At 69.6% G+C, this 24,588-nt stretch carries 16 protein-coding genes; 4 read left to right on the top strand and 12 right to left on the bottom strand.

Going from position 1 to position 24,588, the window contains the following annotated elements; translation table 11 throughout:
- Positions 1-5: 5 nt before the first annotated feature.
- The 3 genes from LXB15_RS05675 to LXB15_RS05685 form a co-directional block, all read right to left on the bottom strand.
- The gene (locus tag LXB15_RS05675; RefSeq protein ID WP_233951564.1) at positions 6-944 is read right to left on the bottom strand and encodes a carbohydrate ABC transporter permease; all 939 of its coding nucleotides are present in this window, start codon (positions 942-944) and stop codon (positions 6-8) included.
- Complete coding sequence (locus tag LXB15_RS05680; RefSeq protein WP_233951565.1) at positions 941-1,831, bottom strand: carbohydrate ABC transporter permease; 891 nt, start codon at positions 1,829-1,831, stop codon at positions 941-943. Before LXB15_RS05680 ends, LXB15_RS05675 begins: the two co-directional genes overlap by 4 nt.
- Positions 1,832-1,914: 83 nt before the next feature.
- Positions 1,915-3,159: an ABC transporter substrate-binding protein gene (locus LXB15_RS05685; protein WP_233951567.1), complete on the bottom strand. Its 1,245-nt coding sequence runs from the start codon at positions 3,157-3,159 to the stop codon at positions 1,915-1,917.
- Between the two features lie 119 nt (positions 3,160-3,278).
- On the opposite strand from LXB15_RS05685, the gene LXB15_RS05690 reads away from it, so the two are divergent.
- A complete protein-coding gene (locus LXB15_RS05690) occupies positions 3,279-4,307 on the top strand; it encodes a LacI family DNA-binding transcriptional regulator (protein ID WP_233953066.1) in 1,029 nt (342 codons plus the stop codon).
- Between the two features lie 577 nt (positions 4,308-4,884).
- Here the strand turns inward: LXB15_RS05690 and LXB15_RS05695 are convergent.
- The 4 genes from LXB15_RS05695 to LXB15_RS05710 all read right to left on the bottom strand — a co-directional run bounded on the left by LXB15_RS05695 (position 4,885) and on the right by LXB15_RS05710 (position 10,670).
- Positions 4,885-5,139, bottom strand: coding sequence for a DUF3329 domain-containing protein (locus tag LXB15_RS05695; protein ID WP_233951569.1), 255 nt, complete (start codon positions 5,137-5,139; stop codon positions 4,885-4,887).
- A gap of 81 nt (positions 5,140-5,220) precedes the next feature.
- Entirely contained in the window at positions 5,221-6,009 is a 789-nt protein-coding gene (locus LXB15_RS05700) for an SDR family oxidoreductase (RefSeq protein WP_233951570.1), read from the bottom strand.
- Positions 6,010-6,204: 195 nt separating this feature from the next.
- A complete protein-coding gene (gene fdhF, locus LXB15_RS05705; RefSeq protein WP_233951572.1) occupies positions 6,205-8,994 on the bottom strand; it encodes a formate dehydrogenase subunit alpha in 2,790 nt (929 codons plus the stop codon).
- Positions 8,991-10,670, bottom strand: coding sequence for an NADH-ubiquinone oxidoreductase-F iron-sulfur binding region domain-containing protein (locus tag LXB15_RS05710; protein ID WP_233951573.1), 1,680 nt, complete (start codon positions 10,668-10,670; stop codon positions 8,991-8,993). The genes fdhF and LXB15_RS05710 overlap by 4 nt, the downstream gene beginning before the upstream one ends.
- Before the next feature lie 338 nt (positions 10,671-11,008).
- Between LXB15_RS05710 and LXB15_RS05715 the strand changes: the two genes are divergently transcribed.
- Positions 11,009-11,197 (top strand): hypothetical protein, encoded by a 189-nt coding sequence (locus LXB15_RS05715; protein ID WP_233951575.1) that lies wholly within the window; start codon positions 11,009-11,011, stop codon positions 11,195-11,197.
- Between the two features lie 48 nt (positions 11,198-11,245).
- On the opposite strand, the gene LXB15_RS05720 is transcribed toward LXB15_RS05715, so the two are convergent.
- Genes LXB15_RS05720 through bcsN form a run of 5 tightly spaced genes read right to left on the bottom strand, consistent with a single transcriptional unit; the run spans position 11,246 to position 20,577 of the window.
- Positions 11,246-13,681: a cellulose synthase gene (locus LXB15_RS05720; RefSeq protein WP_233951577.1), complete on the bottom strand. Its 2,436-nt coding sequence runs from the start codon at positions 13,679-13,681 to the stop codon at positions 11,246-11,248.
- Positions 13,678-14,733 carry a glycosyl hydrolase family 8 gene (locus tag LXB15_RS05725; protein WP_233951579.1) on the bottom strand — a complete coding sequence of 352 codons (1,056 nt, stop codon included), beginning with the start codon at positions 14,731-14,733 and terminating at the stop codon, positions 13,678-13,680. The genes LXB15_RS05720 and LXB15_RS05725 overlap by 4 nt, the downstream gene beginning before the upstream one ends.
- Complete coding sequence (locus LXB15_RS05730) at positions 14,730-17,366, bottom strand: cellulose biosynthesis cyclic di-GMP-binding regulatory protein BcsB (protein WP_233951581.1); 2,637 nt, start codon at positions 17,364-17,366, stop codon at positions 14,730-14,732. The genes LXB15_RS05725 and LXB15_RS05730 overlap by 4 nt, the downstream gene beginning before the upstream one ends.
- Entirely contained in the window at positions 17,363-19,561 is a 2,199-nt protein-coding gene (gene bcsA, locus LXB15_RS05735) for a UDP-forming cellulose synthase catalytic subunit (protein ID WP_233951582.1), read from the bottom strand. The genes LXB15_RS05730 and bcsA overlap by 4 nt, the downstream gene beginning before the upstream one ends.
- Positions 19,555-20,577: a cellulose biosynthesis protein BcsN gene (gene bcsN, locus LXB15_RS21000; protein WP_304502385.1), complete on the bottom strand. Its 1,023-nt coding sequence runs from the start codon at positions 20,575-20,577 to the stop codon at positions 19,555-19,557. Before bcsN ends, bcsA begins: the two co-directional genes overlap by 7 nt.
- Positions 20,578-21,030: 453 nt before the next feature.
- On the opposite strand from bcsN, the gene LXB15_RS05745 reads away from it, so the two are divergent.
- Together LXB15_RS05745 and LXB15_RS05750 are read left to right on the top strand one after the other, a co-directional pair.
- Entirely contained in the window at positions 21,031-22,800 is a 1,770-nt protein-coding gene (locus LXB15_RS05745; protein WP_233951584.1) for a chloride channel protein, read from the top strand.
- Positions 22,801-22,979: 179 nt separating this feature from the next.
- Complete coding sequence (locus tag LXB15_RS05750; RefSeq protein ID WP_233951586.1) at positions 22,980-24,443, top strand: phospholipase D-like domain-containing protein; 1,464 nt, start codon at positions 22,980-22,982, stop codon at positions 24,441-24,443.
- The last annotated feature ends 145 nt before the right edge of the window (positions 24,444-24,588 follow it).

The following is a 24,588-nucleotide window of genomic DNA, read 5'->3' on the forward strand; positions in this document are numbered from 1 at the left end:
GGACGTCATCCCTTGACGGCTCCCGCCGCGATCCCGCGGACGAACCAGCGGCCCGACACGAAGTAGACGACCAGCGGCACCGCCGCCGTCAGGATGGTCGCGGCCATATTGAGGTTGTAGGCGCGCTCGCCATAGGTGGAGTTCACCACGTTGTTGAGCTGCACCGTCATCGGCAGGTTCTCCCGGCCGGCGAAGACCAGGCCGAGGATGAAGTCGTTCCAGATGTGGGTGATCTGCAGGATCGCCGCGACGATCAGCATCGGCGTCGACATCGGCAGCATCACATGCGCGAAGATCCGCCAGAAGCCGGCGCCGTCGACGCGGGCGGCGTTGAACAGCTCCTGCGGCAGGCTGGCGTAGAAGTTGCGGAACAGGAGCGTCATGATCGGCAGGCCGAAAATGACGTGGATGATCACGATGCAGGCCAGCGAATTGTAGATCCCGACCGCCGAGAAGGTCCGCACCATCGGATAGATGAACACCTGGTACGGCATGAAGGCGCCGATCAGGAGCACCGCGAACAGGACGTTGGCGCCCCTGACCCGCCAGAAGGACAGGGCGTAGCCGACGATGGCGCCGGCGGCGATCGAGAGGAACACGCTCGGCACCAGGATCTGCACGGAATTCCAGAACCCGACCCGGATGCCGTCGCAGGAAAGCCCCGTGCAGGCGCTCGACCAGGCCGCGACCCAGGCGCTGAAGTCGAGGGACTGCGGCAGCGCGAAGATCGAGCCGACGCGGATCTCGTCCATGGACTTCAGCGAGGTCAGCACCATCACCCCGGCCGGCAGCAGGAAGAATGCCGCGGCGATCACCAGGAAGGCGTAGAGCCCGACCCGGCCGACGCCAACGGTTCTGGGGCGCGGGCCGCGGGCGCTGGCGTCCGGTGTATCGGAAAGCGGCAGCGCGGGGGCGGTCGCGGCGGGGACAATCGACCGGCTCATGCCGCGCCTCCCGCCCGCTGCCGGCGGAAATATTCCATGTAGAGCCAGGGGGCGAGGACGGCGGCGACGGTGATCATCATCACCGTGGCCGCGGCGGTGGCGAGGCCGATGTTCTGCCGGGTGAACAGGTGGTCCATGATGAACTTCGCCGGGACCTCGGTGGCGATGCCGGGGCCGCCATTGGTCAGGGCGACGACGAGGTCGTAGGACTTCACCACCGAGATCGCCAGCAGCACGACCGCGGTGATGATGATCGGCCGCAAGATCGGCACGACGATCGACAGATACACCCGCCAGGCCGGGATGCCGTCGATGCGCGTCGCCTTCCACAATTCCTGGTCGATGCCGCGCAGCCCCGCCAGCATCAGCGCCATGACGAGGCCCGAGGCCTGCCACAGGCCGGCCAGCACCACGGCATAGAGCGCCATCTCCCGGTCCACCGCCCAGTCGAAGCGGAAGCTTTCGAAGCCCCAGTCCCGCACCGCCTTCTGGATGCCGAGCCCGGGATTCATCAGCCACTGCCAGATCAGCCCGGTGACGATGAAGGACATTGCGTAAGGGTAGAGGAAGATCGTCCGCAGCGTGTTCTCGAAGCGGATCTTCTGGTCCAGCGCCACGGCCAGGACGAAGCCGATGACCAGGCAGCCGACGATGAACAGGAAGCCGAAGATCGCGATGTTCTGGATCGAGACCAGCCAGCGGGCGCTGGCAAAGAGGCGCTCATACTGGTCGAAGCCGACATACTCGTTCACCGGCAGCAGCCGCGAGGCGGTGAACGAGATCTGCGCAGTCCAGAGCATGGTCCCGACATAGGCGGCGAGCACCACGCCCCAGACCGGGACGAGCACTAGCGTGGCCATGTTGGGACGCGAGCGGGGCGTCGTCATGGGGCGACCTCGGCGCGGGAGGGGCGCCGGGCGGGCAAGAGCCGCGCCCGGCTGTCAACGGAAGCGGGGGAGGCGGCCGCCCGTCAACTATCCTGTTCGAAGGCGGAGACGAAGCCCTCGACGAACTGGTCGGGAGTCGCCGCGGGATTGTTCCAGAACTGCGTGATGACGTCGTCCAGCGATCCGACCAGGCCGGCGCTGAGCAGGATGTCGAACACCGGCACCTGGCTCTCCGGATCCTTGAGCAGCGCAATGCCCTTCTGGGCGCAGGCGTCGAAGGCGGACGTGTCGACGTCGGTGCGGACCGGCATCGAACCCTTGGCGAGATTGAACGCCACCTGCGTCTCCGGCGCCAGCATGGTTCTGGCGAGCAGGTCCTGGGCGGCAAGCTGCGCTTCGTCGGTCACCGCCGGGAAGACGAACACGTCGCCGCCGACCATCAGGGTCTCGTCGTCGAGGCCGATGACGCAGCCATAGTCGGTGTCCGGCTTCTGCCCGGCATTGATGAACTCGCCCTTGGCCCAGTCGCCCATTACCTGCGCCCCGGCCTTGCCGGTGAGCACGAGGTTGGTGGCGTCGTTCCAGTTGCGGCCGGGCGAGCCCGGATCGACCAGGCCGCGGAGCTTTCCGTAGGTCTCGACGATGGCCCGGAACTCGTCCGACTGGATCGCGTCGAGATCGCGGTCCTGGTAGACCTTGAGGTAGAGGTCCTTGCCGCCGTCGGCGAGCAGGATGACGTTGAACAGGACGCGCTCCTGCCAGGGCTGGCCGCCGAGCGACAGCGGGATGTAGCCGGCTTCCTTGATCTTCTGCAGCGCCGGAATGAACTCGGCCCAGGAGGTCGGCGGCTCGGTCAGGCCGGCCGCCTCGAACACGGGCTTGGAATAGAACAGCCAGTTCTGGCCGTGGACGTTGATCGGCAGGGCATAGAGCTGGCCGTCGCGAGAGGCGGCCTCGACGAGGAAGGGCGACATCACGTCCTTCCAGCCCTCTTCCTCGGCGAGCTCGTCGATCGGCCGCACCAGTTTCTGGGCAACGAGGTCGTCGAACTGCTTGCCGGTGTTGAACTGCGCCGCGGTGGGCGGGTTGCCGCCGACCATGCGGTTGATCGCAGCGGCGCGGGCGTTCTCGCCCAAGGCCGTGGCGTTGTCGATCCAGACGCCGCCGGCCTTGGCATAGGCGTCGGCGAAGACCTTGATCGCGGCGGCCTCGCCGCCCGAGGTCCACCAGTGCATGACTTCGGCCTTCGCCGGCTCCTGGGCGAGCGCAGGAACCGACGCCAGCGCCAGGGCGGAGCCTGCCAGAGCGGCTGCGATGAATGCTTTCATGCCATCCTCCCGTAATGGACCGTGCACGGTCTCTGTAATCGATTACAAAGATGGTAATCCGAAAAGTAATCGATTACAAGCGGCTGAAATTCGCAACGGGAGCAGGTTCCTTGGAGCAGGTGAGGCGGCCGCCCCGTATCGGCGACGTGGCGTTGCAGGCCGGCGTCTCGGTCGCCACCGTCAGCCGGGCCCTGTCGGCGCCGGAGAAACTGCGCGAGGAAACGCGGCGCAAGGTCCTCGCCGCCGTGGCGGAGCTCGGCTACACGCCGAACAGCGTCGCCCGGCAGCTGCGCGGCGGCGCCTCGCAACTGGTCCTGGTGGTCGTGCCCCGCCGCAGCAATCCGCCGTTCTTCTCCGAAGTGCTGCATGGCATCGACGTGACGCTGGCGGATGCCGGCTACGTGCTGATCACCGGCTACATGGAGGGCGTCGATCGCGACCTGCGGCTGATCGAGCTGGCTGCCTCGGGCAATCTCGCGGGGCTGCTGACCACCTCGGGCATGCTGCCGGAAGTCAGCGGCCGGTCGATCCTCGACGCCGGCCTGCCGGCGGTGGCGATCTGCGCCGATCCGCTGGTGCCGGGCCTGCCGGCGGTGCTGCTCGACGACGAGGCGGCGGCGCGGGCGCAGGTCGACCATCTCATCGGCCTCGGACACAAGCGGATCTTCTACGTCACCGGCCCCACCGGCAACTACAACGAGACGGTGCGCCACCGCGGCATCGTCGCCGGCGTCGAGGCGGCCGGGCTCGGGGCCGACGCGCTGACGGAGTTTGCCGGCAACTACCAGTTCACCGGCGGGGTCGCCGGCGCGCGGGCCTATCTGGCGATGGCCGACCGGCCGACCGGCGTGATCTGCGGCAACGACGAATGCGCCGTGGCCTTCATGAAGACCGTCACCGCCGCCGGGCTGCGCATCCCGCAGGACCTTTCGGTGGTCGGGTTCGACGGCATCGAGTTCGCCGATTACTGCGAGCCGACGCTCACGACCATCGCGCAGCCGCGCTTCGCGCTCGGCGCCGCCGGCGCCCGGCTGCTCATCGACATCCTCGCCGGCCAGCGGCCCGCGGCGCTGCAGGGCGGCGGCAGGCTCGTCATGCAGGGCCGGCTGCGCGTCGGCGACAGCACGGCCGCGCCGCCGCGAGGGTGAGGGGCGCACGTGGCGGACGGCCGGCGCGGGGTGGCGGAGGCGGACGGATGATCTGCGGGGTGGTCGGCGGCTCGGACGGTTTGGAATGGGTCCCCGGGTCAAGCCCGGGGATGACGCCCTTGGGGTAGGTCGGCGCCCACCCGTCGACGTCTGCGATGATCCGGTCCCTCCCTCCCGGCGTCATCCCCGGGCTTGACCCGGGGACCCATTCCTCGGCGACGGAACTGTCGCTTCGGGGAAGACATGGGAGTGACGGCGGCCTGAGCTTGTCGGCGGGCGAAGCCGCTCCGAGCCTGGATCCTCGGGACGGGGCCCGAGGATGACGACGGGAGGGGTGGGAGACGCTGATCTTTGACGGTGGCAGCGGGGGCCGGTCTGCCTTCGGCACCGCCCTCCGGTATTGCCAATGGCGGCTTGAAGGTTCTGGCACTGGCAGACCGGCAAGCGATCGCCGCAACCATCATGCACCGACTTCCAGTAAGGTCGTCATCCTCGGGCCCCGTCCCGAGGATCCAGAGCCGCCGCGCTACCGGGCTGAGGCTCAGTCGTGCGGCAACGTCAACCGAGGAGCGTCGCCTCAGTCCCGCTTCGGCCCGTCGTCGCTCGCGTCTATCGGCCGCGTCGCATCACTCCCCGGCGCCCGCGGCGCATCCGGGTCGTAGGTGATGAAGAACATCCAGATGCCCCACGCCGCGATGCCGGCGGTGAGGACGCCCCAGATCGTTTCGCCGTTGGCCCATTCCAGTGCCGACCAGCCGATCACGGCCGAAACGATGGCGATCCGGACCCAGAGCGGCCGGTAGAACGGGTGCTGGGCTTCCTTCGAGGCCATGGCGGCGGCTCCTTCGCAGCGATCGGGGCAGGGTCCGCAGGCAGGTGGCTCCGGATTGGCGGGGCGCCGACCCGGAAACCGTCAGACCGAGCGGGTGGCGCCGCCGTCGCAGCGTACCACCGAACCGGTGACGTAGCTCGCGGGGCCGGAGACCAGGAAAGCGGCGACGGCGGCGAATTCCTTGACGTCGCCGTAGCGCTTCGCCGGGATGGCGGCGAGCGCGGCGTCGCGGACCTCCGACACCGGCTTGCCGGACTTCTTCGAGTTGGCCGCGTCGAGCTCGTCGACGCGCTCGGTATGGATGCGCCCCGGCAGCAGCATGTTGACGCAGATGCCGTCGGCGGCGACCTCGTTGGCCAGCGATTTCGACCAGCCGACCAACGCCGAGCGCAGCGTGTTCGACAGCGCCAGGTTGGGAATTGGCTGCACGACGCCCGAGGAGGCGACGGTGAGGATGCGGCCCCAGCCGGCCTCGCGCATCCCCGGCAGGACGCGGTTGGTCAGGTCGATGACCTGATGCACCATCATCTGGAACTGCTTATCGAGCACTGCGACATCCATGCCCACGGCGCCGCCGGGAGGCGGGCCGCCGGTGTTGTTGACCAGGATGTCGATGCCGCCGAGCCGGTCGAGCGCGGCCTGGTGCAGCGTCGCCGCGAAGTCCGGCGCCGCGAGATCTGCGGTGACGTAGTCGGCCTTGCCGGCGCCCCGGGCGTTGATCGCGTCGCAATTGGCCGCGAGCTTGTCGCCGCTGCGCCCGCAGAGCAGCACGTTCGCGCCTTCCGCCGCCAGCGCCTCGGCGATGCCGAGCCCGAGGCCGCGGGAGGAGGCAAGGACGAGGGCGCGCTTGCCGGTGAGACCAAGATCCATGGCGGAGCCTTTCCAGTTTCTTGTCGCCCTGCCGGCGCTGGGCCGCCGGGCGTGATGCCGGTCCCCGGGTACAAGTCGGGAGCGGGCAGGGCAAGCCGGCGGCGCGTTTCGATCACCGGTCGCCCAGCGCGGCGCCGCGCATGCCGAACCACGGGCCGAGGCCTAAGAGCCTCGGCCCGCGCGGCAAAGGGTGGGCTACTCGGCCGCCTCGACCTGCGGCAGCGCCGCGATGCGGGCCGCGCAATACTTGAACTCGGGGATCTTGCCGTAGGGGTCGAGCATCGGGTTGGTCAGCTTGTTGGCCGGGCTCTCGTTGAAGCAGAACGGCATGAACACCATGCCGTCGGCGACCTCGCGGTCGGCCCGCAGGATCGCCTCGACGGTGCCGCGGCGGGTCTCCACCGCGATCATGTCGCCCTGGCGAAGGCCCCGGCGGCCGATCTCGCGCGGGTTCATCGCGGCGATGCCCTGCGGCTCGATCGCATCGAGCACGCCGGCCCGCCGCGTCATCGCGCCGGTGTGCCAGTGCTCGAGCAGGCGGCCGGTGGTGAGCACCAGCGGATACTCGTCGTCCGGCACCTCGTCCGGCGGCAGAAGGTCGGCCGGGACGATGCGGCCGCGCCCGTCCTCGGTCGGGAAGCTGGTGGTGAAGATGATCTCGTTGCCCGGCACGTCCGGCCCGTCGGCGGGATAGATCACCGATTCCTCGCGCTCCACCCGCTCCCAGGAGATGTGCTTCAGCGACGGCATGACCGAGGCCATCTCGGTGTAGACCTCCGAGACATGGCCGTAGTTCCAGCCGAGGCCGAGGCGCTGGGCGAGCTCGACGATCAGCTCCCAGTCCTGCCGCGCGTCGCCCGGCAGGTCCAGCGCCGGCCGGCCGATCTGCACCTGCCGGTTGGTGTTGGTGAAGGTGCCGAGCTTCTCGGCATGGGCCGAGGCCGGCAGCACCACGTCGGCGTGCCAGGCGGTCTCGGTGAGAAAGATGTCCTGGACGACGAGATGCTCGAGCTTGGCCAGGGCGGCGCGGGCATGGATCTGGTCGGGATCCGACATCGCCGGGTTCTCGCCCATGACGTACATGCCCTTGATCTCGCCGTCATGGATCGCGTCGATGATCTCGACGACGGTCAGGCCCTTCTTCGGGTCGAGCGTCTGGCCCCAGAAATTCTCGTAGCTGGCGCGGATGTCGTCGTTCTCCACCGACTTGTAGTCGGGGTAGTACATCGGGATCAGGCCGGCGTCGGAGGCGCCCTGGACGTTGTTCTGGCCGCGCAGCGGGTGCAGGCCGGTTCCCGGCCGGCCGATATGGCCGGTGATCAGGGCAAGGGCGATCAGGCAGCGGGAATTGTCGGTGCCGTGGGTGTGCTGGGAGATGCCCATGCCCCAGAAGATGATCGAGCGTTCGGCTGTCGCGTAGGTGCGGGCGACGTCGCGCAGCATCTCGGCGGAAACCCCGCAGACCTCGGCCATCGCCTCGGGCGTGAAGTCGCGGACCTTCTGGCGCAGCGCCTCGAAGCCGGCGACGTTCGCCTGGATGTACTGCTCGTCGTAGAGCTTCTCGTCGATGATCACGTTGATCAGCGCGTTCAGCATGGCGACGTCGCTGCCGGCGCGGAAGCGCAGCGAGTGCGTCGCATGGCGCATCAGGTCCTGGCCGCGCGGATCGATGACGATCAGCTTCTTGCCGCGCTTGGCCGCCTGCTTGAAATAGGTCGCGGCGACCGGGTGGTTGGTGGTTGGCCGGGCGCCGATGACGAGGATGCAGTCGGCCTTCATCGCGTCGTTGAACGGCGCCGAGACCGCGCCGGAGCCGACGCCTTCCATCAGCGCGGCGACCGAGGAGGCATGGCAGAGCCTCGTGCAGTGGTCGACATTGTTGGTGTCGAAGCCCTGGCGGACCAGCTTCTGGAACAGGTAGGCCTCCTCGTTGGAGCCCTTGGCCGAGCCGAAGCCGGCCAGCGCCTGGCCGCCGTCGCGATCGAGGATCGACTTCAGCCCGCCGGCGGCGCGCGCCATCGCCTCTTCCCAGCTGGCTTCTCGGAAGATCGTCAGCGGGTCGACGCCGCGCATGTCGAGGTCGCCGGCCTTCGGCGCGTCGTCGCGGCGGATCAGCGGCCTGGTCAGCCGCTCCGGCGACATGGCGTAGTCGAAGCCGAAGCGGCCCTTCACGCAGAGGCGGTTCTCGTTGGCATAGCCGTCGCGGCCATCGACCTGGACGATGCGGTTGTCCTTGACCGCGACCTTGGTCTGGCAGCCGACGCCGCAGAACGGGCAGACGCTGTCGACGACCTTGTCGAATTCCTGGACGGCGCGTTGGGTGCGCGTCTCGTCCATCAGCGACTTCTCGTAGAGCGCACCGGTCGGGCAGGCCTGCACGCACTCGCCGCAGGTGACGCAGGTCGACAGGCCCATCGGGTCGTGGATGTCGAAGACCGGCACCGTGCGGTTGCCGCGCTGCGCCATGCCGATGACGTCGTTGACCTGCACCTCGCGGCAGGCCCGCACGCACGCGCCGCAGGCGATGCAGGCATCCATGTTGACGGCGATCGCCGGATTGGAGACGTCGAATTCGGCCTCGACATGGTCACCGGCGAATTTCGACGGATAGCGGCTGCCGGACACGCCCATCGAGGACGCCCATTGCCAGAAATTCGACTGGTTGTCGGGACCGTCCTCGCGGGCGCGCATGTTGCTGGCCAGCAGCTCGACCACCATCTCGCGCGACTTCACGGCGCGCTCGGTGTCGGTGCGCACCACCATGCCGTCGGCCGGCTTGCGGATGCAGGAGGCGGCCAGCACGCGCTCGCCGTCGACCTCGACCATGCAGGCGCGGCAGTTGCCGTCGGGCCGGTAGCCCGGCATGTCGACATGGCAGAGATGCGGGATCCGGGTGCCCTCGCGCTTGGCGACGTCCCAGATGGTCTCGGTCTCGCCGGCGGCGACGGACTTGCCGTCGAGGATGAAGTTGATCATGCTCGTCATCGCGACAGCTCCTCACGGAAATGCGTCAGAAGATGGTTGACCGGGTTGGGCGCCGCCTGGCCGAGGCCGCAGATCGACGCATCGCGCAGCACGGTCTCGAGGTCCCTGATCGCGGCTTCGTCCAGCGTTCCCCGGGTCTCCAGCAGCGTCACCAGCTTGCCGGTGCCTTCGCGGCACGGCGTGCACTGGCCGCAGCTCTCATGCTCGAAGAACCGCAGCAGGTTGAGGGCCGCATCCTTGATATTGTCCCGGTCGGAGAAGACCACAACGGCATGCGAGCCGACGAAGGCGCCGGCCTTGGCAAGTTCGCCGCCGAAATCGAGCGGAATGTCGCCCATCGAGGCAGGCAGGATGCCGCCGGAGGCGCCGCCCGGCAGATAGGCCTTGAAGCTGTGGCCCTCGATCATGCCGCCGCAATAGTCCTCGATCAGTTCGCGCACGGTGACGCCGGCAGGGGCCAGCTTGACGCCCGGATCGCGCACCCGGCCGGAGACCGACCAGGAGCGGATGCCCGGGTGCCCGGGCTTGCCGAGCCCGGCGAACCAGTCTGCGCCCTTCTCGACGATGTCGCGCAGCCACCACAGCGTCTCGACATTGTGGTTCAGCGTCGGGCGGCCGAACAGGCCGATCTGGGCGATGTAGGGCGGGCGATGGCGCGGCAGGCCGCGCTTGCCCTCGATGCTCTCCAGCATCGCGCTCTCCTCGCCGCAGATATAGGCGCCGGCCCCGCGCCGCAGCTCGATGAAGCCCTTGGGCGCGATGCCGGCCGCTTCCAGCGCCGCGATCTCGGTGCGCAGGATCTGCAGCACCGCGGGATATTCGTCGCGCATGTAGAAATAGATCCGCTCGGCCTCGACCGCGAAGGCGGCGATCAGCGCGCCCTCCAGGGTCCGGTGCGGATCGGTCTCGAGGTAATGGCGGTCCTTGAAGGTGCCGGGCTCGCCCTCGTCGCCGTTGATCGACATCAGGCGGGGGCCCGGATAGGAGCGCACGAAGCTCCATTTCTTGCCTGCCGGGAAGCCGGCGCCGCCGAGCCCCCGCAGGCCAGCTTCCTGCATCGTCTCCATCAGCGCGTCGACACTGATCGTGCCGGCGCGGACCGACTGCAGCAGCTTGTAGCCGCCCCCCGAAAGATAGGCGAAGAGGTCGACATAGGCGGGGACGCTGACGTCGGTCTCGCCGGCAGCCGCCATGCCGAGCAGGCGGTCGCTGGTGGCGTGGTCGACTTCGCGGTCGCCGATGCGGGCGGCGGGCGCGGTGGCGCAGCGGCCCATGCAGGGCGCGCGCACCACGCGAACGGCAGACGGATCGACCGCGCCGGAAAGTTCGCCGAGCAGGCTTTCGGCGCCAGCCAGCATGCAGCTGATCGAATCGCAGACGCGGATCGTCAGCGGCGCAGGTCGCGGCTCGCCTTCGCGGACGACGTCGAAATGGTCGTAGAAGGAGGCGACCTCGTACACCTCGGCCTGGGACAGGCGCATTTCCTCGGCCAGCGCACGCAGATGCGCTGCCGACAGGCAGCCATACCTGTCCTGGATCAGATGGAGGAACTCTATGAGGAGATCCCGTCGCCGCTCGGCGAGACCCAGAAGTCCCCGAACCTCCGCCAGAGCGGTATCGTCGAGGTCACGCCCCTTGGGCCCACGATCGCGGGGCCGCCGGTCCTGCAACGCCATTCCTGCTCCTTCTACGGCGCCCACCGTATCGGCTCCCCCGCATAACGCGTTGGCGCTGAACGCGGCAATCAAAAAACTCGTCGGCGGTCACCGGATCGGAACGCGCGTGGCCGACCGTCACCGCAATGCCGCTGTGCCGATCGCCGATGTGCCAGGACGGCTGCGCCGCCACCCGGTATCGTTCTCGCCCGCGCCAGGGCCGGGACGCATTCACTGGCGTTCATCCACGGTTCAGTCGGGAAATCTTAACCATGGGGAAGCCGGTCGGACCCGGCGAATCGATGTCCGCCCGATCTGATGCAGAACGGGCACGTCGATGGATCGAAGGGATGGCGATGATGACGACGGAACGAGAGGACAGGGGCGGGGACGACGAACGCGTCGCCGCTTTCGACTTCGTCCTGCGGAGCGACGTCCAGAGAGCCCTGGCCGCGGGATTTTCGCGGGAGGATGTCGCCTATATGCTGGCGCTGCCGAGCCCCGAGCAGTGGGAAGACGACCGCGCGCCGCGTGCTTCGCGGGTCTGACGGATCTCGCCGCCGTGCCGTGCCCCGCAACAGGCGGCCACGCCGCCTTCAATCACCCGAAATGATGTAGCCCGTCGCCTCGCGCACCGCGTTCAGGCCTCGTGCGGCGTCGCGGCTGCCGGCATTGGCGGCTGCCGAGAAGACCTGCTCGGCGTCGCCGATCCGTCCGAGTTCCAGATAGGCGTAGCCCTGCAGGACCATGAGATCGAGCCGGTCGGCGGCGATTCGGGACCGCTGGTCGAGCGCGATCAGCGTCTCGACGGGGCGCTTGGCGGCGAACGAGTCGATGGCCTGCGTGCTGAGGATGGCCGTGTCCAGCTCGGTGCGGCGCTCGCGGGGCTGCGGCTCTTTGGCCGCCGCGACGGCCGCCTTGTCGGCAAGCCCGATCCGCAGATACGCCAGGCTCTGGCCATAGGCCGCGTCGCGGCGCAGCTGTGGCGAGCCCGCCAGCAGGGCGATCCCGAAGGCGGGGGCCGCCTCGACCGGCCGGCCGAGCTCCATCAGGCACCAGCCCCGGTCGAGCGCGGCCTGTGCCGACAGCGTGCGGGGATCGACGGAGGCGCCGCAGCCGCGGGGCGCGGCGCGCTGCTGTGACGGCGCGCTGGCGGACGGTCGGGGGGCTTCGTACTGGATCGGCGCGGCGGCCGGCGCGGCCGGTGCCGCGGCTGCGGGGGCGGCGGCAGGCGCGGCCGAGGCGGCGGGCGCGGTAGTTGTGGTCGGCGCGGTGGTCGCGGTCGCGGCGGCGGTGGGGGCCGCGGCCTGCGTATAGGCGGTCATGCCGGCCACCGGCTGCGGCGCGGCGGAAGCGGCGGCCTGCATCGACGGCGCGGTGGCCGCAAGCGCCGCGGATGCGGTTTGCGGCAGCGTCGCACCGGCCTGGCCGACCGCCGCGATTCGCGGGGAGGCGCCTTGCCAGGCGGCCTGCAGGCGGGAGAGCTCGGCGGTATTGCCGAGGCGCTGGTTCGCCAGCGCCAGCCCGAAGGCCGCCGGCTCGCTGGCGGGTTGCCAGTCGAGCGCCTGGGCGAACCACTGGGCGGCCGTCGACAGCTGGTTGAGGCCGTAGGAATACCAGCCGAGCTGCTGGGCGCCGTTGGCGTCGCGGGCCCCGGCCACCGCGTCGACAATGGTGCGCAGCACCTCCGGCGTCTGGACGATCGGCGGATCGATCGCCAGAAGGTTCGCGGCCGCCGCCACGTAGACCGCCCGCGCCTCGTCGGATGCGGCCGCCCACGGTCGGATGACCGCCTCGGCCTCGACCGGCTGCGAGAGCGCCAGCAAGGCGAGCGCCAGCCCCTGCGACGCCTCGGACGAGTCCGTGACTTCGCGGGCCTTGCGGAACCAGGCTTCCGCGGCGGCCGGCGCGTCGCGCCGCAGATAGTACCAGCCGAGCAGCAGGCGGTCGGACACGGCGCCATCCGCCTCGGCCAGCCGGCGCACGGTCTCGAGATCCTCCTGGCTGGCCGTCGCGTCCGGATCGGCGTTGCCGGCGTCGACCGCCTTGCGACTGAGGTCGGCCCGGATGGACGCGAACTCGTCGATTCCTTCGGCGCTCGGGCGCTGCAGGGCGAGCAGGCTGTCGATGGCCGGCCGGTCGAGCCGCTGCGTCGCCATCTGCATCGTCGCCAGACGTTCGCCCGGATTGTCGCAGTTGGTCAGGATGTAGCGATAGGCGTCGAGCGCCCGCCCCGGGCGGTTTGTGGCGGCGAAGGCTTCCGCCAGCCGCCAGAGCACGTCGACCTCGCTGCAGGTCAGGAGGCTGGGCGTGTCGCTGGCGACGCGGATGACGGTGTCGTATTGCTGCAGGTTCGAGGCGTTGACCAGCTTGACCCGGGATTCCGCGACGTTCAGCCGTTCCAGGAGGTCGGCCGGGGGCTCCCAACCGGGCTCGCTGTCCTGCCGGGCGGCGACGGCGGCGCGGACCTCGGCATACTTCCCCTCGGCATAGAGCGCCCACATGCGGTCGAGTTGCGGGTCGCCGATCTCCGGGATCGCCAGCGGATCCTCGGGCGGCGTCCAGTCGGGATAGAGGGCCTGCAGCCGGGCGATCTCGGCCTCGAGGCGGCGGGAGTCGCCGGAGCGGGCGAAGTAGCGCAGGGCGGTCTCGTCGACCACCGGCGGCGTGCCGGCCGCGGGCGCTGCGGCCGGGGCCGCGGCATCGGCGGGCGCATCCGGCGCGGATTCCGACTGCGCCACGAGCGGCGCTGCGGCGATGAAGGGCGAGATGCGGGCCGGCATGCGGCGCCGGTCCGGCGCTTCGCCGTCGGCCGGCGCGACCAGCGTTTCGGGCTGGTCGGATGGTACGCGCGCCTCCGCGCTCATCGACCATGGGACCCGTTGCTGCGCTGCCACGCCTGTTCCGGCTGTCGCGGCCTGGGCGGCGGGCGGCGCGTCCTGAGCGCCGACCCACTGGGTCAGCGCGACCCCCGCGGCCAGGCCAGCGGCCAGCAGCGACAGCGTTCGCCAGGGAGCCGCCGCCTTGCTCATCCGAGACATTCCGGGTGGGCCCGCGTCACGAAGGACAGCGACAGCAGGTGCAGCGTCGAGGGGTAGTAGAGGGTCGGCTCGAAGACGCGCAGCGCCGGCGGGATCGGCGTCGCGTCGAGCACGCAGCCGACGAGCGCCGGAATGATCGCGTAGCCGGGATCGGTGAGCGTCGTCGTGACCTCGCCGGTCGCGATGTCGACGATCGCGACGCCGCCCGTTTCGGTGCTCATGCCGTCGGCCAGGGTCCTGAGCAGGTCGGCATCGGTCACGCCGGCCCGTATCAGATACAAGGGAATGCGCAGGGCATTGTAGCCGAACTCTCCCGGAAAACCCTCTGCCGGCCGCGGGCGGGTCTTGATCGACAGCCATTCCGGCGGCAGCCGGCGCGGGCCGAGCAGCGACTGCCTGAGCAGCGCGATGCCGTCATCGGACACGGCCTGCCAGTCGGTGGCCGGGGCGATCTCGGCAAGGAGCGGGAATGCTTCGTAGATCCAGTAGGACAGATTGACGACCGGCCCGTCGGGGCGCTCGTCGGTGCCGTAGCCGGCGGCGCCGGGCATGATGACGGTCCGGCCCTGGCTGGTGCCGATGAGCTCGGCGATGGCAGTCGCCATCGTGCTGCTGGATGCCAGCAATTCTGGCCGCTGCCATTGCTGCCCGGCCAGCGTCAGGGCGTAGGCGATGAGGATGTCGCCGTCGGTGGCGTTGTTGGGATCGGTGACATGCGGGGTCGCGGCCGGATCCCACTTCCAGACCGCCAGACCGTCGTCGCGCAGCAGCAGTTCGGTCCGCGTGAACGACCAGATCAGGTCGAACGCCGCCATGTCGTCGGCCAGCGTGGCCAGCAGCAGGCCGTATCCCTGGCCCTCGCTATGCGAGATGTTGCCGTTGCCGTCGTCGACGACGCGCCCGTCCGGCGCGACGAAGCTCTGCCGGTAAGCGGCCCAGTCGGCGGGGCGGATCGAGGCTTGGGCATCGGCCATGGTGGTCGTCGCGATCAAGGCCGCGAAGGCGGCGGCGGCCGTCGCGCTGCGGCGGGCGGCGTGCATCATTTCCGTCTCCCCAGCTGCGACACGAGGGCCGTCGTTGCGAGCCCGAGAAGCAGGGCGACGATCGCCAGCAGCCCGGCGTAGGAGAGGACGTTCTCCGACAGCCAGTTGGCGGCGACGAGGCGCAGATTCCAGAAGGACGCGGGCTGGGATGGGACCAAGGTAGAGGCGCCTCCCTGAATCTGCGTGAACGTCCTGGTGCCCGAGTCATAGGTGGTGATGCTGTCGCCAAGCTGCATCCAGCCATCATGGGCGGTCATCGCCTCGACGCCGGCGACCAGTTCGGCCGCGGTCGGCGCGTTGACCGCCGTCCATACCTTGTCCCCGGACGGGCTCATGCCCTGCGCGACCATCAGCGTCGCCGACGCGGGCGGCACGAATTCCGTCTCCCCGGCCGGCCGGAGCCTGATCTCCTCGGGGATGATGTCGAACTTGGCGGTCATCCACTCCTGCAGATCGGCCAGCTTCTGCCGCCAGCGGCTGATGCCCACCTCGCCCTGCCAGCGGGCGGCGATCACGCTCCCGTCGCCGGTTTCGGCAATGGCTTCCTGGCCACCCCATTCGGTCTTCACGGTCTCCGAGACGCTGAGGCGCGGCAGCACCCCGGTCGGCATCTGGCCGGCGGTGGCGATGAACAGCGCATTGCTCGCCGCGGCGTCGGCGGCGGATGTCTGGATGACGAACGGGAGCGGGCGGCCGGCGACGAAGGACAGCTGGCCGAGCAGCGTCGCGGCCGCCGAGATGATCGCCTCGCCGTCGGCACCGCCGCGCTCGATCAGGAGGGGAAACGGTTCGCTCTGCCGGTTGTAGGGAAATCCGACGCCGCGCGTCGGCGCGAGGTTCGGCAGGCTGCTGATGCGGGCGAAGTTGGGTATCTGCAGTTCCGACGTCTCGAAGATGGCGAAGCGCCGCGCCTCCTCGCCGGTGGTCGTCGGGCGGCAGACGGCGTCGTCCGAGGTCAGCAGGATCGCCTCGATGACGATCTCGTTGATCCCCGGCGTCAGGTGCCGCATCGTGAACTCGATCGGGAAATGCTCCAGGACGGCGCCGCGGGCGGATCCGAGCGGCAGCGTCGTCGCGATGTTGCCGTTGACGTAGATGTCGAAGTGACTGCCGCTCCTGACGTTGCCGGCGTAGGCGGCATCGAGCAGGATCGTCGCCTTGCCGTAGGCCTTGGCGTAGAAATCGGCGGGCATCCCGATCGTGAAGACGCTGCGGAAGCGCCGCCCGGAAAACTCCTGCGTCCTGATTCCGAGCTCCTCGAAGCTGACCTTGCGGCCCTCGAGGAACAGCGGACTGTCCGGCGTGCGCCACGCGCTTTCGGCAAGGGCGGTCCGCAATACCGAAATCGGCCGGTCGATCGGCGCCAGCATGCGCTGGACCGCGGCGTCCACGTCCTTCCAGTCGGGGCCCGTCACGACCAGCACGGTGACCGAGGGATCCTGCCGGAGCGTGACGAAGCCGAAGGTCGGCTGGGTGGAAGCGGCGGGCGGGATGGCGGTGACCAGGCCGGCGAGATCGGCTGCCGGGCCGACCAGCACCGTGAGTTCGCCGTCCCCCGGCGTGGGCACATCGCCGCGGACCACCTGCATCGATTGGTTGGGCATGCCCGCCAGCAGCGCCAGCCCTTCCGACAGCCGGATGATCGTGTCCGCGACCGGACTGATGTTGCCGGGCGGCACGAAGATGCGAAAGCGCGTCCGGCCCAGCGCATCGGCACCGATGGCGCCGATGTCCTCGATCCGCCGCAGCTGGCCGGCGTCGGCCGCGGCGAATTCGAGGTAGCTCTGCGCCGGGTCGATGTCCGCCCAGATCTCGTAGGTCGAGGCGATGGTGCAATCGGTGCGGTGCCGGAGCGACGACGCAAAGCGGATCTCGTTAGCGCCCGCCCGCAACAGGCCGGCAGGGACGGCGGCGCGCAGCTGCTTGACGCCGCCGGGCGAGTTGACGGACTCCTGGATGACGGGGGTGCCGTTGATCGCGATCTCGAGCCGCGAGGGCTCGGGGGCGACGAAGATCGCGCTCTGGTAGCCGACCGCGAGAACCGTCGGCGAGGCAGCCTGCTCGGCGGTCAGGAAGATCGACCAGCTGCGCTGTGCGATCTCGCCCGACATGACGAGATTTTCCATCGGCAGGATGTGGCGGCGGAACGGGGTGGGTGAGGGCGTCCTGGCGCCGGGGACGGCCGCGGTTTCGCCGCCCGCGGCGTCCGTCGCCGGCGGAGGCACGACGGCTTCGCCGGCCGGGCGCGTAATGTCCGTGCCCGCCGGTGCGGGCGCCTGCGCTGCCGGGGGAGCAGGCGGAGCGGTCGGTTCGGACGGCGCGGCGGGCGGCGTGGCAGGCGTCGGCCGGGCTGACGGCGCCGGCGCAGCGGTAGGAGTCGGGGGGGTCGGCGCGGCGGAGGGAGGTGCCGGGGCCGGCGGGGTGGGCGCGACGACCGCCGGACCCCTAGGCGCCACCGTTGCCGGAGCACTAGGCGCCACGGTCGCCGGAGCGCTCGGCGCTACCGTCGTCGGCGGGCTCGGCGCGGCTTCCCCGGCCGGCCGCTCGGGGCTCATGTCGAAGGGCGCCGGCTGCGCCTGCGGGGAGACGGTGGTCAGTACGAGTAGCGCCAGCGCGCCGAGGAGGCTCTTCATGGCGTGACCGCGACCTTCTTGGCCGGGACTGCCGGCCTGCCCCGGCCGAGGGCGCCGCGGACCACATAGCTGAGCCCGCGCGAGGTCTGGTAGAAGCAGAGGCCGATGAACCAGCCGGTGCCGCGGATCAGGCCCGGGTTGCGGCGGCGGCTCAGCTGGAACGAGCGCCACTGCTGCGAGTTGGCGAAGATCAGGTCGGCGATCAGGAAGTGATCGGTGGCGTTGTTGACGACATAGCTGCAGCCGATCGAGGCACCGTCGCTCTCCTTCTGGCAGTTGCGGATCTGCAAGGCGAGCGTCGCGGTCTCCTCCGCCGAGTGCGGCTGGAAACGCAGCGTCGCCGGGCCGTTCTTGAAGCGCTCCAGCGGCGCATCGCCGAAGATCTGGATGCGGGCGCCGCCCACCGAGACGTCGTTGATGGTCGCCGGGAACGATTGCTCCCCGACCACGAACTCGCACCGCCGCGCGACGCCGATGCGCCGCGACGAGCTGCGCGCGCCCCGTTCGGACACTACGCCGAGGGCGCAGCCGGCGATCAGCAGGTTGAGGACGTTCCAGCCGCCGACGACGAGGGTGAGGTCGGCCTGCGCCGGCTCGGTGATCACCCGGTAGGCTGTCGCGGCGACGCCGAGCACCAGCACGAAGAAGATCAGGAAGAACGGCAGGCTGATCTCCGACAGGCGGCTGTGCAGGATCGACTCGTCCTTGGCGGTGACGTTGAAGGTCGGCTTGCGGGGGTTGAGCAGGACGGAGACGACGGCCGGCAGCAGATGCACCGTCTGGACGTATTCGTAGAGCTCCGAGATCCACGGCCAGCGGAACGAGCCGTAGAGATAGTTCTGCATCATCAGGTTCACGATGATGTAGGTCGATGTATAGGCCAAGAACTCGCCGCCCGACGCATTGAAGATCTCGAGGCCGAAGAACAGGTAGAACAGCGGCGCGACCAGGAACATCGTGCGCGGGAAGGGAAACAGCCAGAACAGCGTCGACGACATGTAGCAAAGCCGCTGCGGGAACGACAGGCCGCGCTTGAACAGCGGGAAGCGGAACAGCATGATCTGCATCATGCCCTGCGCCCAGCGGCTGCGCTGCTGGATGAAGCTGGCGAAGGTCGCGGGCTGCAGCCCGGCGATCAGCGGGATGTCGACATAGAGGCTGTTCCAGCCGCGCGAGTGCAGGTCGAGCGCGGTCTCGCAATCCTCGGTGATGCTGACGCCGCTGAAGCCGCCGGCCTCGTCGAGCGCCTCGCGCCGCAGCACGGCGGCCGAGCCGCAGAAGAACGCCGCGTTCCATTTGTCGAGACCGCGCTGGATGATGCCGTAGAACATCTCGTTCTCCGACGGCATCTTCTCGAAGGTGCGCAGGTTGCGCTCCACCGGGTCGGGATTGATGAAGAAATGCGGCGTCTGCACCAGGAACAGGCGCGCGTCGTGCTCGAAATAGCTGACCGTCTGGAGCAGGAAGTCGCGGGCCGGGGCATGGTCGGCGTCGAACACCGCGATGAGCTCGCCGTCGGAGTGCAGCATGCCGTTGTTGAGGTTGCCGGCCTTGGCGTGCTCGTTGCGCTCGCGCGTCAGGTACGTGGCGCCGAGGTCGAGGCACAGCTGCTTCAGGAGGGCGTGCCGCTTTTCCGCGGCCTGGGCCGTTCCGGCGTGCTCGGAGGAGCGCTTCTGGAGCGTGGAGCCGTCGTCCAGCAGCCAGACCTTCATGCGGTCGGACGGGTAGTTCATCTTCAGCGCCGCCGCGAGCGTGTTGGCGAGCAGCGTGTAGTCCTCGTTGTAGCTCGGCACGAAGACGTCGACCGTCGGCAGCCGGTCCGAGCGCGGCGTGTCGCGGCCACTGCGCGGCGGCAGGGGCGCTGCCACCACGAACAGGCTGAGCGCCAGCATGAACACGCTGTACATCTCGGCGAGATACAGGAGGAAGCCGGGAATGAAGTTCTCGAGCTGGCTCACCGGCGGCAGCGTGCTGGTGGTGCGCCAGTAGACGTAGCGCAGCACGATCGTGGTGCCGAGGGCGAGCGCGATCAGCCGCCACGTTCCGCCGAGCTTCAGGAGCTTCAGCAGCATCATGACGCCGAGCACCAGCGCGACGGCGACGAGCTGCGCCTGCAGGCTGATCGGCAGGGTGATGATCAGCAGGGCGAGCGCGGCCGCCAAGACCCAGGCAAGCGCAAGGACGAATTTCAGCATTCGCCGGCAGCCTCCCGGGCCGGTGTGCAGGACGGCTGCGACGGCATCAGCGGCGCCGGACCGGCGGACGGAGCAGGCGCCGGCGTGGCGGCAGGCGCCGGGGCGGTGGCGCCGGCGCTGGGAGCCGGAACGGCAGCCGCGGCGGGCGTGGCGGCGGCGGTTCCCTGGGCGGATGGCGGCGGCGGGACCGGCGGGCCGATCGGCGCCGGCAGCGGTTCGGCGACCGGGGCCGGTTGCGCCACGGGCGCAGGGCGGGCCGCGCGTCGTGCCGGCCGGGCGCGTGCCGGCTGTGGCGCGGCGGCGGGCGCATCTGCGAGAACCGGCTCGTAGCCGCCGGCACCGGTCGGGTAGATCGGCGCGCCGGGCTCCCCGATGGCGGGGTCGGGCGAGGGCGGGGCACCGTAAGGGTTCCACGCCACGCCCCGGAAGAAGGCGCGGATCCGCACGCCGTACATCACCGACAGCAATTGCGACTCGCTGGCACCTGCACGGCACAGGCGCAGCCGCAGCTCGATGGCGCCGTTGGAGCGGAAGATCAGCGGCGGCCGCGGCGTGCCGGCGATGCGCTGCCAGGCGTAGACGCAGGTGTCGCCGGTCGGGGCCCGCCCCACCGCATAGCCGAACGGACCATAGTCGTTCTGGGCGAAGAGCGCCGAACGGGTCATCGCCACGCCGGGAAACGCCTCCCGCATCTCCTCGGCGATGTTGGTGACCGCGAGCGGCCGGTTCGGCAGGTCGTCGCGCCCGCGCCCGGTCGCCCCGACCGGGCCGAAGAACTGGACGAGGAGATAGTTCTCTCCCGCGGTCCGGCTGCTGCCGCCGAGCACGATCTTCTGCTCGGTGGCATTGGGAAACCGCGTCTCGATGACCGCCATCACGGCGGGCCCGCCCGCAGGCGGCAGGGCGAAGGCCTGTTCGGCGGCGACCATCGTCGTCCGCGAAGCGGTTTCCGGCTGACCGGCCGTGCCGCAGGCAGCCGCCAAAGCGGCCAGGGCGATCGCCGCTCCGGCACGCACTCGCTTTACAACGCTTTGCCGCTTCCAGCCGGCATGCGGCCGGGAAAGCTGTCGCCGCAGACCAGACGTAATTATGGAACGCATCCCTCGTGAGATCTTGCTCGCCGCGACGGCGCAGAACCGGGCCTCGCCGTACCGGTTTGGGCCACCGCGCGAGAGGCTCCATCTTACGCCTGCCGGCCGGAGTTTCCTAACAAAAGCGTCGCCAAGGTTGCAAAGATAGGCGGACACGGAAATCCATGTGTCTGTTGTGCAACAAGGAAATGTTGCGCGCGCAACTATGGGGCGAGCGGTCCGCTGGCCGGCCCGTGCTCGCCGGGGCTGCCGCGGGGCGCCGGCGTGGTGTGCCAGATCGGCACGGACACCGCCGCGCGCCGAACATTGACCGGTGGACGAACGCCGCCGGGATGGGCATAGGGAGCCGGGGACGCGCAGCCGGAGAAATGCCCGAACATGTCGTTGGACGCGTTGCGCGCGAACAGGTCCTGGCGCTTGCTGAAGGCGGCGGTGCAGCGGCGTGCGGTGTTCCTCATCCCGACGGCCGCGCTGATCGGCATCGTCGCCGGCGCCGTGGTGGCCGCCACGACCTATTCTGCAAGGGCCCTGCATCGGCTGCTGTTCGCGCTGCCGGAGGGCGAGCGCCTGTCGGCACAGGCGGCGCTGCTCGATCCGCGCATGGCGCTGATCCCGGCCCTGGGCGGCGTGCTGGTCGGGTTGTCGATCTTCTTCGTCCGCCGCTTCCGCTCGCGCCCGCCCGTCGACCCGATCGAGGCGAATGCCCTGCATGGCGGCCGTATGTCGTTTCGCGAGAGCGTCATCCTTGCCGCCCAGACCCTGGTCTCGAACGGCTTCGGCGCATCGGTGGGGCTGGAGGCCGGCTATACGCAGATCTCGGCGGCGGTGGCTTCCTGGGCGGGGCGCGTGCTCGAACTGCGGCGCGGCGACGTGCGCATCCTGGTGGCGAGCGGGGCGGCCGGCGCCGTGGCGGCGGCTTTCGACGCGCCGCTCACCGGCGCCTTCTACGCCTTCGAGCTGATCCTCGGCACCTATACGATCGCCGCCGTGGCGCCAATGATGGCAGCCGCGCTTGCCGCCACGCTCACGGCGAACTGGCTCGGCGCCGTGCAGTTCTCTATCACCATCGGCGAGGTCGAGACGCTGCAGGCGGCGGACTACGTGCCGTTCCTGCTGCTCGGCCTCGTCGGCGGCGGCGCGGCGATCCTCCTGATGCGGCTGGTGACGCTGGTCGACTGGCTGTACGGCAGGACCGGGCTGCGCACCGAGTTCCGGCCGCTGCTCGGCGGGCTTGCCGTCGGCGCGATGGCGCTGGTGACGCCGCAGGTGCTGTCGAGCGGCAATGGCGCGCTGTATTTCGACCTCACCGCCGAGCCGGCCCTCTCCATCATCGCGGGCGTCCTGCTCCTCAAGGTGATGTCGGCCGCCATCTCGCTCGGCAGCGGGTTTCGCGGCGGCCTGTTCTTTGCCTCGCTTTTCGTCGGCGGCCTGCTCGGGACGCTGTTTTCGGCCCTCGTCGCCTTCGTCGCTCCGTCCGTCGCGGCTGGCCCGCTCGAGACCGCCCTCGTCGGCATGACGGCGGTGGCGACGGGTGTCGTCGGCGGACCGCTGACCATGACCTTCCTCGCGCTGGAGGTCAGCGGCGACCTGGCGTTGGCCGGCGGGGTGCTCGCGGCGGCGATCGTCGCATCAGTGCTGGTGCGCGAGACGTTCGGCTATTCGTTCTCGACCTGGCGTCTGCATCTGCGCGGCGAGACCATCCGCAGCGCACAGGATGTCGGCTGGATCCGCTCGCTGACGGTCGGTTCGATGATGCGCACCGACGTGCGCACCGTGCCCGTCGATACCTCGATCGCTGAACTGAAGGCGGCGTTTCCGCTCGGTTCGACGTCTCGCGTCGTGGCGGTCGACGGTGAAGGAAGATATGCCGGGATCGTGCTGCTGGCCGATGCCTACGGGGAACGGGAGGATCCGGAAGCCGAGAGCCAGACCGACATCGGAACCTTGCTGAAATTCTCCGACGAGTGGCTGTCGCAGGCGATGAATGCCCGAACCGCTGCCGGCGCATTCCAGCGCGCCAATGCCGAGGAACTCGCCGTCCTCGATCGCGACAACCGGGTTGTCGGGTTGCTGACGGAGGGGTTCCTGCTCCGACGCTATGCCGAGGAACTGGAAAAGGTGAGGCGCGACCTTTCCGGCGAGCGCTGACCGGCGCCCGCTGCGGCGCGCCGTGCCGGCCAGCTGGGGGCTTGCGGCAGCCGGAAAAGCAGAATGGCGCCCGACCGGCAACCGATCGGGGTGCCACGGCTTGCGGAGCGGGGTCCCTCTTCACTAGGTTTGCCCCAGCGACTCCTACCATTCCCGCGTCAGTTCCCGGATACGACAGCATGCCACAGCCACCGGACCATGGTCTCGATCAGGGCCGCAACTGTTTCCGTATCGACACCGCGGACCGGGCCTCGGTGATCGTCGATGCCGACGACTATTTCAGCTTCGCGCGGGCGGCGATGCTGGAGGCCAGGCAGCGCATCACGCTGGTCGGCTGGGACTTCGACGCGCGGATCGAGTTCGGCCGCGAGGCGGGGGACGGCGCGCCGCGCAAGCTCGGGGCCTTCATCCTCTGGCTGGTCAAGCGGCGGCCCGAGCTCGAGATCTTCCTGCTGCGCTGGGACGTCGGGGCGACCGCGACGCTGGTCCGAGGCACCACCATCCTGCGCCTGATCAGCTGGATGCGGCATCCTCGGATCCACACCAAGCTCGACGGCGCCCACCCGCCGGCGTCCTCGCACCATCAGAAGATCGTCGTCATCGACGACTGCTTCGCCTTCTGCGGCGGTATCGACATGACCGGCGACCGCTGGGACACGCGCGAGCATCGCTACCACGACAAGCGGCGGCGCCGGCCCACGACGCATCGGCGCTACAAGCCGTGGCACGACGCGACCTCGGCCTTCACCGGGCCGATCACCACCGCGCTTGCCGAGGTCTGCCGGCAGCGATGGGAGGCGGCGGGCGGCACGCCTCCGATGCACCCGATCGAGGGCGTCAAGGCCAGCTGGCCGGACGGGCTGTGGACCCAGTTCCACAACGTGCCGATGGCCATCTCGCGCTCGGCCCCGGAATATGACGGGCGGCCGGCGGTGCACGAGATCGAGCAGCTCTACGTCGACCAGATCGCCCGGGCCAAGCGGTTCATTTACGCCGAAAGCCAGTATTTCGCCTCGCGCCGCATTGCCGAGGCCATTGCCGCACGCCTCGATGAGCCGGATGGCCCGGAAATCGTCATCGTCAATCCGCAGAGCGCCGAAGGCTGGCTCGAGCCGGTCGCCATGAACACCGCCCGGGCGCGCTTCGTCGAGGCGCTGCAGCGTAAGGATCGCCACGGCCGCTTCCGCATGTACCATCCCTACAACGACGGCGGCGAGGCGATCTACGTGCACGCCAAGGTTCTGGTGGTCGACGACCAGGTGCTGCGGATCGGCTCGTCCAATATGAACAATCGCTCGATGCGGCTCGATACCGAATGCGACGTGACGATCGATGCGGCTCTCGTGGACGACCCTGACGTGCCGCCGGCGATCGCCGCGATCCGGGACGATTTTCTCGCCGAGCATCTCGGTTGCGACGCGACGACGGTCCGCGAGGCAATCGCCCGTTCCGGCTCGCTCATCGGCGCGATCGAAGGGCTGAGGGGCGAGGGGCGCACGCTCCGGCCGTATCGCATGCCCGAGATCTCGGATGGCGAAGCCTGGCTCGCGGACAACGAGGTCCTCGACCCGGAAGGCCCGACCGAGATGTTCGAGCCGCTGGCGCGGCGCGGGCTGTTCCGGCGATGGCTCCGCAAGGCCTGAGGCGCCGCGGCTCCGGCGCGGCGAAAAGACCCCGGCGGCCCATCCTCGTCTCGTCTGCAGGGGCGGAGGCAGGGCAAGCGTGCGCCGACGGGCAAATACAAAAAAAGAAGTTTCCGCAATAGATTTTTCTTTTTCTGAATAACGA

This window comes from Aurantimonas sp. HBX-1 (assembly GCF_021391535.1).
Classification (GTDB): Bacteria; Pseudomonadota; Alphaproteobacteria; order Rhizobiales; family Rhizobiaceae; genus Aurantimonas.

What these genes read in the sequence shown, in the direction of transcription:
- LXB15_RS05675 (WP_233951564.1), bottom strand. Translation starts at nt 944, where the DNA reads ATGAGCCGGTCGATTGTCCCCGCCGCGACCGCCCCCGCGCTGCCGCTT.
- LXB15_RS05680 (WP_233951565.1), bottom strand. Translation starts at nt 1,831, where the DNA reads ATGACGACGCCCCGCTCGCGTCCCAACATGGCCACGCTAGTGCTCGTC.
- LXB15_RS05685 (WP_233951567.1), bottom strand. Translation starts at nt 3,159, where the DNA reads ATGAAAGCATTCATCGCAGCCGCTCTGGCAGGCTCCGCCCTGGCGCTG.
- LXB15_RS05695 (WP_233951569.1), bottom strand. Translation starts at nt 5,139, where the DNA reads ATGGCCTCGAAGGAAGCCCAGCACCCGTTCTACCGGCCGCTCTGGGTC.
- LXB15_RS05700 (WP_233951570.1), bottom strand. Translation starts at nt 6,009, where the DNA reads ATGGATCTTGGTCTCACCGGCAAGCGCGCCCTCGTCCTTGCCTCCTCC.
- fdhF (WP_233951572.1), bottom strand. Translation starts at nt 8,994, where the DNA reads ATGACGAGCATGATCAACTTCATCCTCGACGGCAAGTCCGTCGCCGCC.
- LXB15_RS05710 (WP_233951573.1), bottom strand. Translation starts at nt 10,670, where the DNA reads ATGGCGTTGCAGGACCGGCGGCCCCGCGATCGTGGGCCCAAGGGGCGT.
- LXB15_RS05715 (WP_233951575.1), top strand. Translation starts at nt 11,009, where the DNA reads ATGACGACGGAACGAGAGGACAGGGGCGGGGACGACGAACGCGTCGCC.
- LXB15_RS05720 (WP_233951577.1), bottom strand. Translation starts at nt 13,681, where the DNA reads ATGAGCAAGGCGGCGGCTCCCTGGCGAACGCTGTCGCTGCTGGCCGCT.
- LXB15_RS05725 (WP_233951579.1), bottom strand. Translation starts at nt 14,733, where the DNA reads ATGATGCACGCCGCCCGCCGCAGCGCGACGGCCGCCGCCGCCTTCGCG.
- LXB15_RS05730 (WP_233951581.1), bottom strand. Translation starts at nt 17,366, where the DNA reads ATGAAGAGCCTCCTCGGCGCGCTGGCGCTACTCGTACTGACCACCGTC.
- bcsA (WP_233951582.1), bottom strand. Translation starts at nt 19,561, where the DNA reads ATGCTGAAATTCGTCCTTGCGCTTGCCTGGGTCTTGGCGGCCGCGCTC.
- LXB15_RS05745 (WP_233951584.1), top strand. Translation starts at nt 21,031, where the DNA reads ATGTCGTTGGACGCGTTGCGCGCGAACAGGTCCTGGCGCTTGCTGAAG.
- LXB15_RS05750 (WP_233951586.1), top strand. Translation starts at nt 22,980, where the DNA reads ATGCCACAGCCACCGGACCATGGTCTCGATCAGGGCCGCAACTGTTTC.